Annotated in this window: 19 protein-coding genes; 4 read left to right on the top strand and 15 right to left on the bottom strand. The window is 32.4% G+C overall.

Annotation, left to right across the window (positions count from 1 at the left end; all coding sequences use genetic code 11):
- Positions 1 to 886, bottom strand: an 886-nt coding sequence (locus ACTG3Y_RS06325) for a M42 family peptidase (RefSeq protein WP_439152081.1), incomplete at its 3' end; no start/stop codon positions are given.
- A gap of 128 nt (positions 887 to 1,014) precedes the next feature.
- Here ACTG3Y_RS06325 and ACTG3Y_RS06320 point away from each other — a divergent pair.
- A complete protein-coding gene (locus tag ACTG3Y_RS06320; protein WP_439152080.1) occupies positions 1,015 to 1,710 on the top strand; it encodes a DUF4294 domain-containing protein in 696 nt (231 codons plus the stop codon).
- Positions 1,711 to 2,337 (top strand): PAQR family membrane homeostasis protein TrhA, encoded by a 627-nt coding sequence (gene trhA, locus ACTG3Y_RS06315; protein WP_439152079.1) that lies wholly within the window; start codon positions 1,711 to 1,713, stop codon positions 2,335 to 2,337.
- A 32-nt stretch (positions 2,338 to 2,369) separates the two neighbouring features.
- Here trhA and ACTG3Y_RS06310 read toward each other — a convergent pair whose 3' ends face one another.
- The 3 genes from ACTG3Y_RS06310 to ACTG3Y_RS06300 form a co-directional block, all read right to left on the bottom strand.
- Complete coding sequence (locus ACTG3Y_RS06310; RefSeq protein WP_439152078.1) at positions 2,370 to 3,092, bottom strand: class I SAM-dependent methyltransferase; 723 nt, start codon at positions 3,090 to 3,092, stop codon at positions 2,370 to 2,372.
- Positions 3,093 to 3,094: 2 nt separating this feature from the next.
- Positions 3,095 to 3,859 carry an SOS response-associated peptidase gene (locus tag ACTG3Y_RS06305; protein WP_439152077.1) on the bottom strand — a complete coding sequence of 255 codons (765 nt, stop codon included), beginning with the start codon at positions 3,857 to 3,859 and terminating at the stop codon, positions 3,095 to 3,097.
- Between the two features lie 124 nt (positions 3,860 to 3,983).
- Complete coding sequence (locus ACTG3Y_RS06300; RefSeq protein WP_439152076.1) at positions 3,984 to 4,241, bottom strand: nuclear transport factor 2 family protein; 258 nt, start codon at positions 4,239 to 4,241, stop codon at positions 3,984 to 3,986.
- Positions 4,242 to 4,349: 108 nt separating this feature from the next.
- Here ACTG3Y_RS06300 and ACTG3Y_RS06295 point away from each other — a divergent pair, with 108 nt between their 5' ends.
- Positions 4,350 to 5,810, top strand: coding sequence for a pyridoxal phosphate-dependent decarboxylase family protein (locus ACTG3Y_RS06295; RefSeq protein ID WP_439152075.1), 1,461 nt, complete (start codon positions 4,350 to 4,352; stop codon positions 5,808 to 5,810).
- 34 nt (positions 5,811 to 5,844) lie between these two features.
- Here ACTG3Y_RS06295 and ACTG3Y_RS06290 read toward each other — a convergent pair whose 3' ends face one another.
- The 4 genes from ACTG3Y_RS06290 to ACTG3Y_RS06275 all read right to left on the bottom strand — a co-directional run bounded on the left by ACTG3Y_RS06290 (position 5,845) and on the right by ACTG3Y_RS06275 (position 8,520).
- Positions 5,845 to 6,279 (bottom strand): DUF4268 domain-containing protein, encoded by a 435-nt coding sequence (locus tag ACTG3Y_RS06290; RefSeq protein WP_439152074.1) that lies wholly within the window; start codon positions 6,277 to 6,279, stop codon positions 5,845 to 5,847.
- 122 nt (positions 6,280 to 6,401) lie between these two features.
- Positions 6,402 to 7,085 (bottom strand): porin family protein, encoded by a 684-nt coding sequence (locus tag ACTG3Y_RS06285; RefSeq protein WP_439152073.1) that lies wholly within the window; start codon positions 7,083 to 7,085, stop codon positions 6,402 to 6,404.
- Between the two features lie 20 nt (positions 7,086 to 7,105).
- Positions 7,106 to 7,585: a ZIP family metal transporter gene (locus ACTG3Y_RS06280; protein WP_439152072.1), complete on the bottom strand. Its 480-nt coding sequence runs from the start codon at positions 7,583 to 7,585 to the stop codon at positions 7,106 to 7,108.
- A gap of 203 nt (positions 7,586 to 7,788) precedes the next feature.
- A complete protein-coding gene (locus ACTG3Y_RS06275) occupies positions 7,789 to 8,520 on the bottom strand; it encodes an SAM-dependent methyltransferase (RefSeq protein WP_439152071.1) in 732 nt (243 codons plus the stop codon).
- 55 nt (positions 8,521 to 8,575) lie between these two features.
- On the opposite strand from ACTG3Y_RS06275, the gene ACTG3Y_RS06270 reads away from it, so the two are divergent.
- On the top strand, positions 8,576 to 9,733 hold the full coding sequence (locus ACTG3Y_RS06270; RefSeq protein WP_439152070.1) for a THUMP domain-containing class I SAM-dependent RNA methyltransferase: 1,158 nt from the start codon (positions 8,576 to 8,578) through the stop codon (positions 9,731 to 9,733).
- On the opposite strand, the gene ACTG3Y_RS06265 is transcribed toward ACTG3Y_RS06270, so the two are convergent.
- The 7 genes from ACTG3Y_RS06265 to ACTG3Y_RS06235 form a co-directional block, all read right to left on the bottom strand.
- Entirely contained in the window at positions 9,730 to 10,362 is a 633-nt protein-coding gene (locus ACTG3Y_RS06265; protein ID WP_439152069.1) for an outer membrane beta-barrel protein, read from the bottom strand. The genes ACTG3Y_RS06270 and ACTG3Y_RS06265 overlap by 4 nt on opposite strands.
- 223 nt (positions 10,363 to 10,585) lie before the next feature.
- Complete coding sequence (locus ACTG3Y_RS06260; protein WP_439152068.1) at positions 10,586 to 11,158, bottom strand: DUF4136 domain-containing protein; 573 nt, start codon at positions 11,156 to 11,158, stop codon at positions 10,586 to 10,588.
- A gap of 89 nt (positions 11,159 to 11,247) precedes the next feature.
- A complete protein-coding gene (locus ACTG3Y_RS06255; RefSeq protein WP_439152067.1) occupies positions 11,248 to 11,730 on the bottom strand; it encodes a hypothetical protein in 483 nt (160 codons plus the stop codon).
- 1 nt (position 11,731) lies between these two features.
- On the bottom strand, positions 11,732 to 12,424 hold the full coding sequence (locus ACTG3Y_RS06250; RefSeq protein WP_439152066.1) for a LytR/AlgR family response regulator transcription factor: 693 nt from the start codon (positions 12,422 to 12,424) through the stop codon (positions 11,732 to 11,734).
- Positions 12,414 to 13,478 carry a sensor histidine kinase gene (locus tag ACTG3Y_RS06245; RefSeq protein WP_439152065.1) on the bottom strand — a complete coding sequence of 355 codons (1,065 nt, stop codon included), beginning with the start codon at positions 13,476 to 13,478 and terminating at the stop codon, positions 12,414 to 12,416. Before ACTG3Y_RS06245 ends, ACTG3Y_RS06250 begins: the two co-directional genes overlap by 11 nt.
- Positions 13,465 to 14,124 carry a hypothetical protein gene (locus tag ACTG3Y_RS06240; protein WP_439152064.1) on the bottom strand — a complete coding sequence of 220 codons (660 nt, stop codon included), beginning with the start codon at positions 14,122 to 14,124 and terminating at the stop codon, positions 13,465 to 13,467. Before ACTG3Y_RS06240 ends, ACTG3Y_RS06245 begins: the two co-directional genes overlap by 14 nt.
- Positions 14,125 to 14,279: 155 nt before the next feature.
- Entirely contained in the window at positions 14,280 to 15,710 is a 1,431-nt protein-coding gene (locus tag ACTG3Y_RS06235; protein ID WP_439152063.1) for a hypothetical protein, read from the bottom strand.
- Positions 15,711 to 15,736: the final 26 nt, after the last annotated feature.

Genomic DNA, 15,736 nt, shown 5'->3' with positions numbered 1-15,736 from the left:
ATGCTGCGCGTTGAAATGGGATTTTCTTTTCTTCGGCAGTATCTATAATTAAATCTCTTAATTTTTGCTGAACAGCAGGCGCGTAAGCTACAACAGGTCCTTTACCGATCTCAGCATAGCCTTGCTTTTTCTGGTCAATCATTGGTGTTGTCGTATCGTGTGTTACATCAGTGACAATCGCCACATTAGGCTGTATAGTTTCCGTTATCATTTGCGCACCTCTAAGACCAATTTCTTCCTGTACAGAGTTGGTGACATATAATCCAAAAGGTAGTTTCTTTTTATTCTCATGTAGTAAACGTGCAACTTCTACAATCATAAAACCTCCTATTCTATTGTCTAAGGCACGACAAACAAACTTATCGCCATTTAAAATATGAAACTCATCAGGATATGTAATCACACAACCGACATGCACTCCCATTTTTTCGACTTCTTTTTTGTCTTTTGCGCCGATGTCGATACAAATATTATCAGGTTTTGGAGCTTCTTCTTTGGACTTGTTTCTGGTATGTATTGCAGGCCATCCAAACACACCTTTTATAATACCCTTTTTGGTATGAATATTAACCACTTTACTAGGTGCTATCTGATGGTCGCTTCCACCATTTCTTACCACATAGAGTAAACCATTATCCGAAATATAGTTGACATACCATGAGATTTCATCAGCATGCCCTTCAATGACCACTTTATATTTTGCTTTAGGATTTATAACAGCTACTGCAGTACCGTAGGTATCTGTTATAAACTCATCGACGTATGGCTTAAGGTAATCCATCCATAATTTTTGCCCATCCCACTCATAACCTGTAGGAGATGCATTATTTAAATATTTTTCTAAAAAGTCCATTGACTTTTTCGTTAATAACTGCTTTTTTGCCATGTGTAAAATTTTTTCTTTAAAAATAATAATATTAATACGATTTTGAGGTTAGAGGTTGTATTAATTCTTAATTTTGAATTCAATCAGAATTGCAACACTTTGGAACGATTTTGGTGACACTCATAATCATGAAATACTTTGTACTTTTATTGTTTTTCTTTTCGGTGTCTTTAGCGGCACAGGTAGATCCTGTAAAGCAAGATTCTACACAAGTGGAGTATATCATTATTGAAGGTGACTCTATACCTAGAACAGCCATAGATCTAGATGAGGTTTATGTCCTTCCAAATTTAGAGTTTGAGGATAAAGCTGCAAGAATTCGATATATCATATTGAGGCGAAAAACACTAAAAGTATACCCTTATGCTAAACTAGCTGCAGAGCGATTAGAGACGCTTCAAAAACGGCTTAATGAATTAGAGCGTAAACGTGATAAAAAACGTTATGCTAAAATCATACAGAAATATATTGAAAATGAGTTTTCTGCCGAATTAAAGAAGTTAACTAAAACCGAAGGACAAATATTAGTTAAGCTAATACATCGTCAGACCGGAAAAACAACGTTTCAACTTATTAAAGAATTACGCAGTGGTTGGCGTGCATTTTGGTTTAATAATACAGCCAGCTTATTTGATATTTCTTTAAAGAAAGAATTTAATCCTTTAGTGGAAGAAGAAGATTATCTTATTGAAGACATTTTACAACGTGCATTTCACAACGAACAATTAGAGCGACAAAACCCAGCGTTTGATATTGACTTTTACACCTGTGTTAATAAGTGGGCCAAACCGAGTAAAAAATCTAAAGCCAAGTCTAAACAATAAATGCGTACCGAAACAAAACTAGAAGAACAACTCAATGCATGGTCTCATGGTATTGGCGCAGCATTAGGTATTGCTGCACTCTTATTGTTGATTAGTTATGTAGATGACACAAAACCATTTAGTTTGTTTGGTGTTATTGTTTATGGCATTTCTATAATTGTTTTGTTTTTGGCCTCAACATTCTATCATGCTGTAAAAGGGGAGAGGCGTAAGCATTATTTTAGAATCGTAGACCATGTGAGTATTTATTTACTCATAGCTGGTACCTATACACCAGTACTCTTAATTTCATTAACTGATAGTTTAGGTTGGACATTGTTTTGGGTGGTATGGGGAATCGCTGGTTTTGGTGTTATTCTTAAACTCTTTTTTACAGGACGCTTTGAAGTGTTTTCAACCTTATTATACTTAGTGATGGGTTGGCTAATAATCTTTGATTTTTCGAATCTGTCTGATTCTATTGGACCAAAAGGTGTGCTTTGGTTATTTGCTGGTGGATTGTCTTATACTGTTGGTATTATTTTTTATGCTATTCAACGGATTCCTTATAATCATGTGATTTGGCACTTATTTGTTTTAGGTGGCGCTATTTGTCATTTCTTTATGATCTTTTTACATGTGATATAATCTAGTTGTTAAGGTTTTATTTTCTAGAATTCTTATTTCCTTTTTACAAACACCATACAATGTTGCCAAGGTAAATTGCTAATATTCTCATCTAACTCAAAACCAACGGCTTTCATTTCTTTTATAGCTTGTGCTTCGGTCATTTTATGTACTTTTTTAATTGGTACTGTTTTATCTTCACCTCGATATTCAATTAAATATATTTTTCCATTTTTTCTTAATGACTTTTTAATAGATAGCATCATCTCATAAGGAAAACCAAACTCGTGGTACACATCTACCATAAGAACTTTATCTACAGAATTGTTAGGAAGATTAATACTTTTTTCGCTACCAAGTACAGTTTCAATATTATTATTTACCTCAAATGAAGGATGAGTGATTATCGCGGCTAACATTTCTTTTTGAATATCTACAGCATATACTTTACCTTCTTTAGCTAATGGAGCTATTTTGTAAACATGGTAACCAGATCCTGCACCAATATCTGCAATAACATCCGTAGAATTTATAGACATATTCGAAATAAGTTTTGATGTGTTTTCCTCTTTTTCTCTCTCAGGACGCTCTAACCATTCAATACCTTGAAATCCCATAACATAAGCTATCTCTCTACCCAAATACCATTTTCCAGTTCCATTCGGATCGCCTTTTTTATATGTATAATGATCTTGTTTTTTATGCTCTTTTACCGCACACCTTGATAAAGGAGATATAAGCAGTGTCAGTAGTACTATTTTTAGATATAATCTCATAATTAAAATTCTAATTCTTCATAAATAACTTCGTTAGAGATATCTTCAACATTGCCTTTATAAGATTTACCTCTTAGCTTGCTAACGGTATGAAAATCTAATTTATCTTCAGGAAATGATGTAATTAATTGTTGAATACGCATTTTATCCTTGTCATTTTCTATTGGATTTAACCATGATTCTTTTGAACTTTCGGAAAGGATTAAAGGCATTCTTGGTCCTTGAAGCTTAGGATTATTATGGACTTTTTTTAATAAAGCATTACCTTCTGTAGTCACTATAGAAAAGGTGTTGAGTTTTCCACCTGTTTCAGGGTTTGTCCATTCACTGTAAAGGCCTGCTAAAGCCAATGGTTCATTGTCTTTTCTATAGATATAAAATGGATACGAGTTATTGTTAAAATGATGATGTTCATAAAACCCATCGACGTAGATAATACATCTATGATGTTCAGCAGCATCTCTAAACGATGGTTTTTCAAAAATGGATTCTCCACGGGCGTTAAGAGTGTTGTTCCAAAACTTTTTTATTTGTATTTCATCTTTAACCCAATGTGGTACAAGTCCCCAAGTCGCCACTTCTGGATATTCTGGTTGTCGGTCGGTGTAAATTAATAATTCCGGATGGCTAAAACCAGATGCGTGGTGTAATGGTAAATCTGTAAAGGGAATCAATTTTTCTCTAATTTCATCGATAGCTCCTAAGTCACCTTTGTGTTTAGCACGTTTTAATTGTGCTTCTAAACTGGCTTTAATATCGTAACACATAATTATTTAGTACATGGTATTATTGTGAGCAGAAATATCTGGTATTTGTTGCATGGCATCCCAATGCTCAACAATTTTACCGTGAGTATCAAATCTAAAAAAATCCATGGTAATATACTCATCATTACCTGGCCAGATTTGATGTGTGTAATGCCACTAAATCTCCTTCTGCAATACATCGTACAAATTCAATAGTTTTATCCTCATACTCAGAGTGCATACGTTCAAAATAATCAATAAATGCTTGCTTACCATCACCTACTAATGGATTATGCTGAATGTAATCTTCGCCAACAAAGCGTTTAACAGCATCTTTGGGATTACCTTCATAAGCCATTTTATATAATTCTACCGCATGATTTTTATTAGCTTCTAAGTCCATTACTAAAGGTTTTCTTATTTTAAAGATACTAATAACTTCATTTATTTAAGCAAAAATAATTTATACTTAATATGATAAACTATCTTTGCGCCAAAATTAAAATACTTAATGCCTAAGTCTTATACAGAAGCCCACGAACTCACACTTTATAAAACAGAAATGCAAAATTATGGCTACAAAATTGTAGATGCTATAGTTGAACATTTTGAAACACAAGATTCTAAAAAACCTGTGGTAACAGCAACTCGTAAAGAGATGGATAACTTGTTTTTAGAAAATGTGCCAGAAAAGGGTACAGATGCTCATAAAGTTTTAGATTTTGTTATTGACAAAGTACTTTCCGAAAGTAATATTGTTTCACATCCAAAATCGTATTCTTTTGTACCTGGTCCAAGCAATTTTATCAGTGTTATGGCAGACACTTTAGCTACTGGGTTTAATATATTTTCTGGTGGTTGGGCAGCGTCACCAGCAGCTACAGAGTTAGAGATTGTAACCATTAATTGGCTACTTAAATTGTTTAAGTTTCCAAATAAAAAAGGTGGTGGTATTTTTACTAGTGGTGGTTCAATGGCTAATCTTACGGCTTTGGTGACCGCAAGGCGCCAAAAATGTGGTGATGACTTTTCTAAAGCAATTGTGTATATGTCTAATCAGACTCATTCGTCTAATATTAAAGCTCTAAAAACGATTGGGTTTAAAAAAGAACAAGTGCGATTAATTCCAGTAGATTCTGACTATAAGATATCTATTAATAAATTAAAAAACGCCATTGCAAAAGATCGTATAGAAGATCTTAAACCTTTCTGTATAATAGCTAATGCAGGAACAACCAATACAGGTAGTGTAGATCAATTAGATGATATTGCAAAGTTGTGTAAAGCAGAAGATATCTGGTTTCATGTCGATGGTGCTTATGGTGGAGCAGCAATATTATCAGAAAGTGGTGCAAAACTTCTAAAAGGCATTCAGAAAGCAGACTCTTTAACTATAGATCCTCATAAATGGTTTTTTCAACCTTATGAAATGGGATGTTTGTTAGTGAGAAATCATAAATGGTTAAGTTCTACATTTAGTGAGAAGCCAGAGTATTTAAGAGATATTGAAGGTAATACTTCTGAAATTAATTTCTATGACCATGGTATTCAGCTTACACGTCGTTTTAGAGCTTTAAAATTTTATATGTCTATTAAGTCATTTGGACTAAAGGCGTTTAGAGATGCTATTACTTACAATATAGAATTAGCAGAACGTGTGGAAGATGTATTAAGAAAAAGTAAAGATTGGGAAATTGTATCACATGCCACATTAGCAGTCATTAACTTTAGGTACAACCCGATTCATCAAGACTATTCTGAAAAACAATTAGATCAACTTAATCAAGAGATTTCTAAGCGTGTTATGGCGACTAAAGAAGCGTTGTTAGTTACAACAGTATTGCAAGGTCAGGTTGTTTTAAGAATGTGTTTAATTAACCCTAGAACCAGTTTGGCAGATGTTAAAGAAACTTTAGATATGTGCTTACAATTTGCTGAAGATATTACAAAAACAAAGGATTTAACTTTATAGCGACACAGATAAGTGTTTTAAAACACTGAAGCTTTTATATTGTAATTTTAATGACATCTTTATACTCTTCAAAGAAAGCTTCAAATAACATCATATTGGTATTGAAGAATTCCATAACATCTCGCCAGGTGTTTTTGTTATGGATTGACACCTTTTTTTCTAAAGGCAAGTATATACGAGAGATTTCCTTGCCATTCTCTAAGTAGTATTCTTCCTCGTAAATTGCGTCAGGTAAGTAATCATTTTGTAAAATACTTTTTAAAGCGACTAACTTTTCCCAGCAATTGATACGATTTTCGAGATCGTCCTCTATATCTAAAGCTATTAATGCCAACTTGGTGTCAAAATGGAATTTAAAGGCTAAACCTTTTATTTTTGTATTATACAAGAGCCATTTTCTGGGAAATGATTTCCCGAAACTAGTCCAGAATTCTTGTCTTAATAAGCGGCTTTCTTCTTTAGAGAACATTGGTTAGTTAGGTAATTCAGTAACTAATGTAGTAATTACAGACTAAATATAAAATCTAACAGAATTTTGTTTAGTAAACTAGGACCAAAAATTAACTAAATAAGCTGATAGCAAAAGTTCTATTACAAATAAAAGTTCCAGCTTATAATAAGGTTTAAAGAGATGGTTTTGGTAGAATCAAAAATGGTATTGCTATTTTTATTTAGTTTTCTTAATCCAAAATTATTCCTTAATTCAAATGATAGATAATTGATTTCATCGAGATCAAGATTGTAGCCAATACCCATTACCAAGCCAAAGTCCAACTTGTTAAATTCATCGTTGAAATTTAAATCGCTTTCTTCTCCGTCGTCAATATTTTTAATATTTAAAAGGTAACTTAGATATGGTCCACCATTAATATAAAAGTTATGACGATTATCTATATAATAATTGAGTGTAATCGGTACTGTTATAAACTCGAATCTTGTTTGAAATTTTAATTCATCCTTTTGAGCTGGATTTTCACCTATTGGTGTTACAATTATAGTTCCACCTGGACCGACAGTAGTATTATCTTCATAAAAATAATTTGTAGATTTTCGGTCGTAGTTCAAATCTGCAGCGATAAATAGATTACTTTTTATTTGATAATCTACAGAAAAACCAATTAAAAAGTCAAATCCATAATCGTAATTATCAAAAAAATCATTTCCTCTAAAATTTGAATAGGTTAAACCCGAATTTATACCGACTGATATTTTTTCTTGACTAAATAACGAGGCACTAATTAAGATAATTACTAAAGTTAGTTTTTTTGTAATCACTATATATTAATTTCTACTGACTATATGATATACGCTATGAGAATTCCCAAACAAATAGCAATAAGCTTAGATAAATTGAATTTATGACCTTCGCCAGATTCAAAAAGAATTGTCGTAGATATATGCAAAAATATACCAATGGCTATGGCACTTACCACATCTACATAATCGGCAGCAATTGCCACCTTATTAGAAATTAAAGTACCTAAAGGTGTCATAGCAGCAAAAACCACTAAAAACCCAATGATTTGAAACTTACTGTATTTAGATTGTAATAAAAACACCGTAATTAGAGCAGCAATAGGTATTTTGTGAATAAACACTCCATACACCATATCGTTATGCTGGTGAATAGGAAATCCTTCAATTAAACTATGAATACATAAACTTAAAAAGAGTAACCATGGAAATTGAGCATTATGTTTATGAATGTGTACATGGCCATGCTCAGCACCCTTAGAAAAGAATTCTAAAATGATCTGAAGTAAGATGCCACACATAATGTAAAGTCCGGTTTGCTTGGCTTCCAGATGTTCGTAGACTTCTGGTAAGAGATCAAAAAGTGTTAGTGCTAATAAAAAAGCACCACTAAATGAAAGTAATAATTTGGTGCCCAGAGATTTTTGCTACTTGGTTAAAAAGGCAATAGCAATACCAATTATGATAGCATATACAGGAAAAAGGTACTTGTTCATCCTTATACTTATTTAAATATCATTATCATACGTTCTGACGTTTGTGTATGATATTTTCGTAATTTATAATCGCCAAAAACATCTAGTAAATGTACTCCTGCTTTTTCAAATAAGTCTAAAAAGTCTTCTAAGGTGAATGCTTTTACACGCTCCTGATATTTATAAAGCTCTCCATCGGCATCAAAACTTATGTCTTTTACAATGTAACCATCTTTAACACGTCGCTTTTGATGAAAGTCTAAGCCTTCAATGGATTTTACATTTTCAGTAACTAAATTATCAATAACGTAATTGGTGTTCATAAAATCAATGACACCAAAACCAAATTCATTTAATTCTGCCTTTATTGATTTTATAGTATTAAGATTACAGGATTCATCTTCAAAATACCCAAAACTCGTAAATAGATTAAACACCGCGTCAAATTGTTCAGGATAGGGTTTACTCATATCATGAACTCTAAATTTTAAAGTGTCATTTTCAAATTGTTTGGCATGACCTATACTTTGTTCCGATAAATCGACTCCAGTAACATTATAACCCAATGTATTGAGGTATAAAGAGTGTCTGCCTTTGCCACAAGCTAAGTCTAATATTTTACCACCTTGAGGGATGTTGAGGTAATTGGTTAAATTATCCATAAACACTTGAGCTTCTGAATAATCCCTATCTTTATATAATATGTGGTAATATGGTGTATCAAACCACGATGTGTACCACTGCTTCGTTGATTTAGTCATAATGATTAATGTCGTACAAAAATAGTGTAAATTTGCAACCTATTCGACGTAGCACATGGACAATAATTTCACAATGGTAGCCAAAACCTTATTTGGCTTTGAAGATATTTTAGCAAAAGAACTCACACAACTTGGTGCCATGAATGTGGAGAAAGGTGTGCGAAATGTAAGCTTCGTTGGTGATAAAGGTTTTATGTACAAAGCCAATCTAGGTTTACGAACAGCTATAAAAATCCTAAAACCTATACATTCTTTTAGAGTAACTAGAGAGGATGATTTGTACAGGAATGTTAAGAAAATGAAGTGGGAAGAGTATTTAAAACCAACAGGTTCTCTTGCTATTGATGCCACTGTGCATAATAGTATATTTACGCATTCTCAATATACTGCTCTTAAGACCAAAGATGCTATTGTAGACCGATTTAGAGATCAAGATGGTACACGACCTGATGTAGATTTACGTTTTCCGGATTTAAAAATTAATGTGCATATAGATCGTCAGCGATGTACAATTTCATTAGATGCTTCTGGTGAATCCTTACATAGAAGAGGTTACAAAACTGCTACTAATATTGCGCCAATTAACGAAGTGCTTGCTGCTGGTTTAATTTTAATGAGTGGTTGGGATGGACAAACGGATTTTATGGACCCAATGTGTGGTAGTGGAACGATGTTGGCAGAAGCGGCGATGATTGCCTGTAATATTCCACCAAATTTAATGCGAAAGGAATTTGCTTTTGAGCGCTGGGAAGATTGGGATGTAGATTTGTTTGAAAAAATTGAAGAGTCCCTATTAAAAAAGACACGGGATTTTCATTACAAAATTATAGGCTATGATAAATCGCCTTCAGCTGTTAGAAAAGCTATTGAAAACATTAAAAATGCGCATCTGGAAGAGTTTATTAATATTCAGCACGAAGATTTTTTTAAAACTCAAAAAGCAGGAACAGAAAAATTACATATGGTATTTAATCCACCGTATGGTGAGCGTCTAGAAAACCTTAATGTTGAAGAATTTTATGGAAATATAGGTACCACATTAAAGCATGGTTACCCGAACACTGATGCATGGCTTATTACTTCAAATCTTGAAGCGTTAAAATTCATAGGACTACGGCCATCTCGAAAAATTAAAGTTTTTAATGCAAAGCTTGAAGCACGTTTAGTCAAATACGAAATGTATGAAGGTAGCCGAAAGGCCAAGAAAAATTAGAATCTAAACTTGAATAAAAGCCCTATTGTATTTAGGGTTGTAATAGCTTGTTCATCTTCAAAAGAAGCGTCATTTTTAGTATCTAATTTATTAAAGTCTGATTGTGTTGCTATATTAATACCCATAGACCAATCCTCTGATATTTCGTACTCAAAAGTAAAACTACTTTGAAGGCCAAAACTCCAACCTCCAAAAACATCTTTCTCTAGACTATTCAGATATCTAAATTCTTCATTGACTATGGTCTGACCGTAAAAGCCGATTAAGGCATAAATATTAAACTTATCACCAAAATTTTTGTTAGCTCTTAATAATAACGGAATTTTAATAAGATCGCGTTCATGATAAAAGTTACCATTGGTATTAAACCCGTTACCGCTAAGTTGAAGATAACCAACTCCTGTTGCTATACCTAGATTTTCCTTAAGATTATAAGTGAACAGTAACTCACCTATATTAGCATTAAGGTCGTAGTTAGGTTGATTTTCATTTTCTACTTTTCCGTATCCAATACCTGTGGTGATACTTATATTGTACTTTTCGAAGGCTTTATCCTCTTCCTCTTGAGCGCTACTATTTGTTATTATAAAAATTGAGAATAAGACACTGAATAAAACTGAGGATTTCATAGAAGTTTTGTTCCAAAAATAATTGAGAATTGAAAAATTTAAAAAACTATTAATGAAAAATTAACATATTAAGTGTAGGATGTATCGCGCTCTAATTTTACAAACTATTAAATAGTGCACATTAATAGCATTAAGAAAAATTGAAAGTTTAATATACTTCATAAGGCCTACCTGGTTCCGTGCAAAATTTGCACAGTCAGTAAAAAACTAGTGTAAAAATTCCCTAGAGCTGTTCTTTAGCTTCATCTGGATTTTTAGCAACATATGTTTTAGGATATGTCTCAAATAAGTCGTTAACTAATCCCTGAATATAAGGCTGTAATTTCTTGTTAGGCTTATTGAGATCACAGATAATTGAAGCGTGCCATAAGACCTTATTTGTATTAAAATCTGCAACATAAACCACTAAAGTCTCCTCCTCATAGGTTTCGGTATGAATGGTGCAACTTTCCCAATATTCTAATTCTTCTGAGTGTTCGCAGTGTTCAAATTCAGCTGTTTCTTCACTAATAAGAAGTCTGAACCCTGCTTGTAATTGTGGATCAAAGACATTTGTTCTATGGTTGGTATTTTCCATCTCTACTGCGACGGCATCACCTAGTAATCTTCGAATTTCTTCATTATCTAAATTAGGATGTTTAGAATGTTCCACGAAAAAATCATCGACACACAGCACATAAGTATCGTAGTCGTTGAAGTTAACATCTAAATTATAGTCGTACACCACTTCGCTAGAAGATGCACAACTAAAAACTACTAGTAAAACAAAGGCAGATAATACTTTATAAACTTTCATAACTCTAGGATTTTCTTAGATACTAAAGTTCTGAAATACTACTTAGAAATTCTATGACAAATGTCAAGTTTGAGAAAATGAGGTAAATTTTATCTGTTCAATTCAAGGTCTTCTAGCTGAAGATTGTAGTCATACTGCAAATCTTCATGCAATACACTAATTTTTTTCTTAATAGATATAATTTGGCGCTGATATAAATTACTTAAGGTCGTATTTCTATGAATTGAAGGTTTTAGCTCGTTCAATCGTTCACAAAAATAGAGTAGGAGTTCAACTTCAGTAGTTTTTTTTAAAGAATAGCGACTGTAAATTCTAATTTGTCTAAGGATTTTACGAATCGTTTTTTTTATGTAAAAGTAGCTATCGGAATTTATGCCTTCAAATAACTCGTCTAGAGTAGTTTTTACACTGGCTATGTAACCATCTTCATCATGAGCTTCAAAAAGAAGATAGGTGAGGAGTGCTTTATTTTCTTTTTTGAATTTGCCTAGTCTTAAGGTTAAGGCCAATAATTCTTCTTTAGATAGGTGCTGTAGCTCCTTTTTAATAGTGACTATAGATTCGATCTTCATGTCACAAATTTAAGGCTTTTAAAACAGTTTTTTTATAAGTCTGACCAATAGGAATTGTATGACAATCTACTGTTATTTGATTACCAGAAAGCTGATTCATTCTATTAAGATTAATGCTAAAAGACTTGTGTGTTCTTAAAAAGTAATCGGGTAAACTTTCTATAAACTTTGAAAAAGTACTATGCGTTGTAATGATTTTCTCTTCTGTATGAACTCTAACATAGTCACCAAATGCTTCAACATATTGAATGTCATTAAAAATCACTTTATGTAGAGCTTTGTTTTCCTTTAAGATTATAAAAGCATCATTGTCTACCGATTGATCTAAGTTAGTCAGTACTTTATTGATCGCTGTGAGAAAACGTTCGTACGCAATAGGCTTTAACAAATAATCGATAGCACTAACTTCAAAACCTTCTACTGCAAATTGTGGATATGCCGTTGTAAAAATAACCTGTGGAGGATTTTTGAGGGATTTGTAGAAGTCTAAACCCGATTGTTTGGGCATATTAATATCTAAAAACAAAAGGTCTACATTGCCTTTCAATTGAAGGTATTTAAATGCTTCTGCAGTATTATTACAGGTAGCTTTTAAATTTAAGATATCTGTCTCTGCTATAAAATGTTGTAGCACGCGTTGTGACGATAATTCATCGTCTACAATTACACATGTTATAGTCGTTTTAGGATTCATTATTGATTAATAGCTTCACGGTAAATGTGTCGTTTTTAATTTCTGTCGCAAACTCATGCTGTTTTGGGTAAACCAAATTTAAATTATTTCTTAGATTTTCTAAACCTACACCAGAGTACTTTTCGTCTAAGGTGTTTTTAGTGTCTAAATTTGCGTTTTTGATAGTGAATTGAAACTGATGTTCTTTTTGATTTAATCTAATCTTTATCGGCTGATTAGCCTCACCAGAAATAACACCATGCTTATAACTATTTTCTAATAAAGGCAGTAAAAGCATTGGGTAGATTTCATAATTTTCGTTTTCAATATCAATTTTTATTTCTGTAGCTATATATGTTTCTATTCTATGATTTTGAAACGCAATATAATTTTTAAGAAGTGTGATTTCGTCTTTTAGTAATACACGTTGCGTGTCTGAATCGTAAATAATATATCGTAAAATATCTGAAAGTTGAACAATGGCTTTGGTTGTATCTTTCTTTTTTTCTAGAGCTAAGGCATAAATCACATTAAGTGAATTAAAAAGAAAATGAGGATTTATTTGTGAACGTAATGCAGATAATTGTGTCTCAATCTGTTGGTTTTTAAGGAGCAATAGTTTGTTTTGATTAGTGTTAAAATGAAACCAGTCTTCTGTTAATTTTAGAAGCGTACTGACAATCAAGAAAATTATAAAGACAAGAAGAATGTTAGTCTGAGATACATACGAAATAAAAAAGTAATTAGGGAATGCAACATCTAAAACAGGTTGCAAAAACCAGGAACTTAAGAATGCAAATACAATGAGGTTGGTTAAAAATGTAAAGACATAAATAAGATATTTTTCTTGTTTTAAAAACTTAGGAATTAATACATAGAAATTAATTAAAACAGGTACAGCTAATGCGGTTAGAAATATTACAGTGTAGGCATAATCTACAAGGATTGGTGATTGTCCTTTTGAGAAAATGAACAGTAAAATTATAAATGCTAAAGACCACAGCCCACTATTAAAAAGTAGTGGTCTGTGGTAATTAGAATTTTTTATAACTGAATTTAGACTAAGTTTTTGCATCTGTTTTAGCTAATTTTAATTGGTCTGATGATTTCCATTTGTCTTCAATATTAGTTTTTAAATATTTCTTTAAAAATGCATAAAGTTCTTCGGATGAAGCCGTTAATAATAAGGTTTCTTCCGGCCCTATACTTTCGTGCTTAATTCGCATTTTTTTCTCATTTAGAATATCTTGTATACGCTCTTCACTTAACCATGAAAATACAACATCTGCTTTTGAATTTACATCTATTTTTGCGACGGAATGTGTTTTTAAAAGGTGTTCTGCTGCTAAGCTGTTAATTTCCTCATCCTCAATCTCTATGGGTATAAAGTCTAAGAAATATTGATTATCTACCTTAAACGGCATTGCAATAAAACCAGCTTCTTTTTCTTTTTTAATATATTGAATATAATACCCTTCTTTATAGGTTTCGTAGGCGAGCATATCTTCTTCAGAGGGTTTCATACCTTCCTTACGATCTTGATCAAATTTTGCTTTTAAAGATTCTATTGTCCATTCCCCTTTTTTATTATCTGTCCAGCTACCAATTAAGTTTTCATTAAAACTAAGACTGCTTTTAATATAGAAGGGTTGAAGTGATTTTACTATGCAAGAGCTAAACAGTAAAGCACTTAATACTATAATAATTCCGCTTTTCTTCATAATGCGTTGTTTTTAAAAGTTGAAGCTAATCTCTACAAACTTATGAGCTATTACAACAAATTTCGACAAACAAAATGCAACTCATGTCAAACAATTAAGCGCACAAAAAAAGAAGGCATTCTAGCCTTCTTTTTTAAGTTTTATTGAATAAGGAATTAACTTTTACAGTATTCGTCGACGATGAGTTTTAAATTGTCTAAATTAGATAAATCGAATTCACCATTACTAATATCTTCAGATAGGCTTTTACAAGACGAAATATATTTTGCAAGTTTAGGCGAGATTTTATCATTACTCCTACTATCTATCATAAACCCTTCTTTTTTATCTGAGAACTTTAAAACAAAAGTACCTTCTTCACCTGGTTTAGATAAAACCATATGGCCATTGTTTTCATAAATAATTTCATAGAAATAGGAATTGTCAAAACCAAAGTTAGAGGCATTTGAGAGCTTTTTGAGAGCATTTCCTTTTGTTTTCATTCCCATAAAACACTTCTCAACTCCATCATCCATAGCACAGAACTTAACCTTATTTTTAGCAGCGAACTTTTTTGTGCGAGGTCTGTTTTTTTCATTCATGTAATTTACACTAACGAACTTTCCAAATTTATCAATAGAATTCATTTCTGCATAATCACTCTGTTGTTTTGCAGGATTTATATCTAGTTTTTCAAAAATCGCAAAAACAGTGCCTTCATACGTTTTACCATCTTCATCTGTTACTGCGCCATCAACACCATAAAGATTTATACTATTTTCCTTGGCTACTTTAACTCGTTCTTTGTGCAAACGCGCTTTGTAGGCTTTAGCTTCGTGTTGTAATTGGTAGCCTCTACCTAATAATTCTTCTACAAAAATTTGCGCTAAGGCTCTATCAAAACGACCAGACATCATAGTGCGAGATCCATAGTCGAATTTAAATGCTTCATCTGTATAGGTTTTGGCATCAACATCAGTACATGTTGAACATCCTTTTGCAGTACCAACAGTAATACCGTCTAAATCTATAACTGTATAGGTATTTTCTCCATAAGTAACTCTACCGGCAATTTTAGTACCTCTAGAACCACCAAATAAAATCGTACCATCGTCCTTCACAAATGGGTTATAGCGACCCACTGTTTTTTGACGCTCGGCTTCATCAGCTTTTGCAGATACTACTGCCTTGGTGTATTTATCGCTTAATTTTTCTCGTTCAACACTAAAAAAAGCATCAACTTTAGACATATCAATTCCATCTGAGGTTATAAGCTCGTACTTGGCACTTAATAGTTTAATGATGAGTTTAGAAACACTGAATGAGGTCATTAATACTTCATAAGGAACTTCAGTAACTCTGCTATCTGCAGATGTTAATTCTAACCATTGAAAGCCTTCTAAATTATTTGCTGACATACCTTTAAAAACAACATCAAATGCTTTTTCGTCACTAAGTGTAGAGAATTTATAATTATCTCTAAGGGCGTCGTTTAGTTTTGCAACTTCTTTACCATCAAAGGTTACAATTCCTTTTTTTACTTTGATTTTTTGTCCAAAACTTAGCAGAGGAAGAGTTATTAAAAAGGCAAGGATTAATTTTTTCATTTTGTTTAATTATTGATTTTAGAAAG

Origin of the sequence: Winogradskyella sp., from assembly GCF_965656915.1 — a bacterium.
Taxonomy (GTDB): Bacteria; Bacteroidota; Bacteroidia; order Flavobacteriales; family Flavobacteriaceae; genus Winogradskyella.
This window is presented reverse-complemented; position numbering and strand designations above follow the sequence as displayed.

What these genes read in the sequence shown, in the direction of transcription:
- ACTG3Y_RS06320 (WP_439152080.1), top strand. Translation starts at nt 1,015, where the DNA reads ATGAAATACTTTGTACTTTTATTGTTTTTCTTTTCGGTGTCTTTAGCG.
- trhA (WP_439152079.1), top strand. Translation starts at nt 1,711, where the DNA reads ATGCGTACCGAAACAAAACTAGAAGAACAACTCAATGCATGGTCTCAT.
- ACTG3Y_RS06310 (WP_439152078.1), bottom strand. Translation starts at nt 3,092, where the DNA reads ATGAGATTATATCTAAAAATAGTACTACTGACACTGCTTATATCTCCT.
- ACTG3Y_RS06305 (WP_439152077.1), bottom strand. Translation starts at nt 3,859, where the DNA reads ATGTGTTACGATATTAAAGCCAGTTTAGAAGCACAATTAAAACGTGCT.
- ACTG3Y_RS06300 (WP_439152076.1), bottom strand. Translation starts at nt 4,241, where the DNA reads ATGGACTTAGAAGCTAATAAAAATCATGCGGTAGAATTATATAAAATG.
- ACTG3Y_RS06295 (WP_439152075.1), top strand. Translation starts at nt 4,350, where the DNA reads ATGCCTAAGTCTTATACAGAAGCCCACGAACTCACACTTTATAAAACA.
- ACTG3Y_RS06290 (WP_439152074.1), bottom strand. Translation starts at nt 6,279, where the DNA reads ATGTTCTCTAAAGAAGAAAGCCGCTTATTAAGACAAGAATTCTGGACT.
- ACTG3Y_RS06280 (WP_439152072.1), bottom strand. Translation starts at nt 7,585, where the DNA reads ATGTGTGGCATCTTACTTCAGATCATTTTAGAATTCTTTTCTAAGGGT.
- ACTG3Y_RS06275 (WP_439152071.1), bottom strand. Translation starts at nt 8,520, where the DNA reads ATGACTAAATCAACGAAGCAGTGGTACACATCGTGGTTTGATACACCA.
- ACTG3Y_RS06270 (WP_439152070.1), top strand. Translation starts at nt 8,576, where the DNA reads ATGGACAATAATTTCACAATGGTAGCCAAAACCTTATTTGGCTTTGAA.
- ACTG3Y_RS06265 (WP_439152069.1), bottom strand. Translation starts at nt 10,362, where the DNA reads ATGAAATCCTCAGTTTTATTCAGTGTCTTATTCTCAATTTTTATAATA.
- ACTG3Y_RS06260 (WP_439152068.1), bottom strand. Translation starts at nt 11,158, where the DNA reads ATGAAAGTTTATAAAGTATTATCTGCCTTTGTTTTACTAGTAGTTTTT.
- ACTG3Y_RS06255 (WP_439152067.1), bottom strand. Translation starts at nt 11,730, where the DNA reads ATGAAGATCGAATCTATAGTCACTATTAAAAAGGAGCTACAGCACCTA.
- ACTG3Y_RS06250 (WP_439152066.1), bottom strand. Translation starts at nt 12,424, where the DNA reads ATGAATCCTAAAACGACTATAACATGTGTAATTGTAGACGATGAATTA.
- ACTG3Y_RS06245 (WP_439152065.1), bottom strand. Translation starts at nt 13,478, where the DNA reads ATGCAAAAACTTAGTCTAAATTCAGTTATAAAAAATTCTAATTACCAC.
- ACTG3Y_RS06240 (WP_439152064.1), bottom strand. Translation starts at nt 14,124, where the DNA reads ATGAAGAAAAGCGGAATTATTATAGTATTAAGTGCTTTACTGTTTAGC.
- ACTG3Y_RS06235 (WP_439152063.1), bottom strand. Translation starts at nt 15,710, where the DNA reads ATGAAAAAATTAATCCTTGCCTTTTTAATAACTCTTCCTCTGCTAAGT.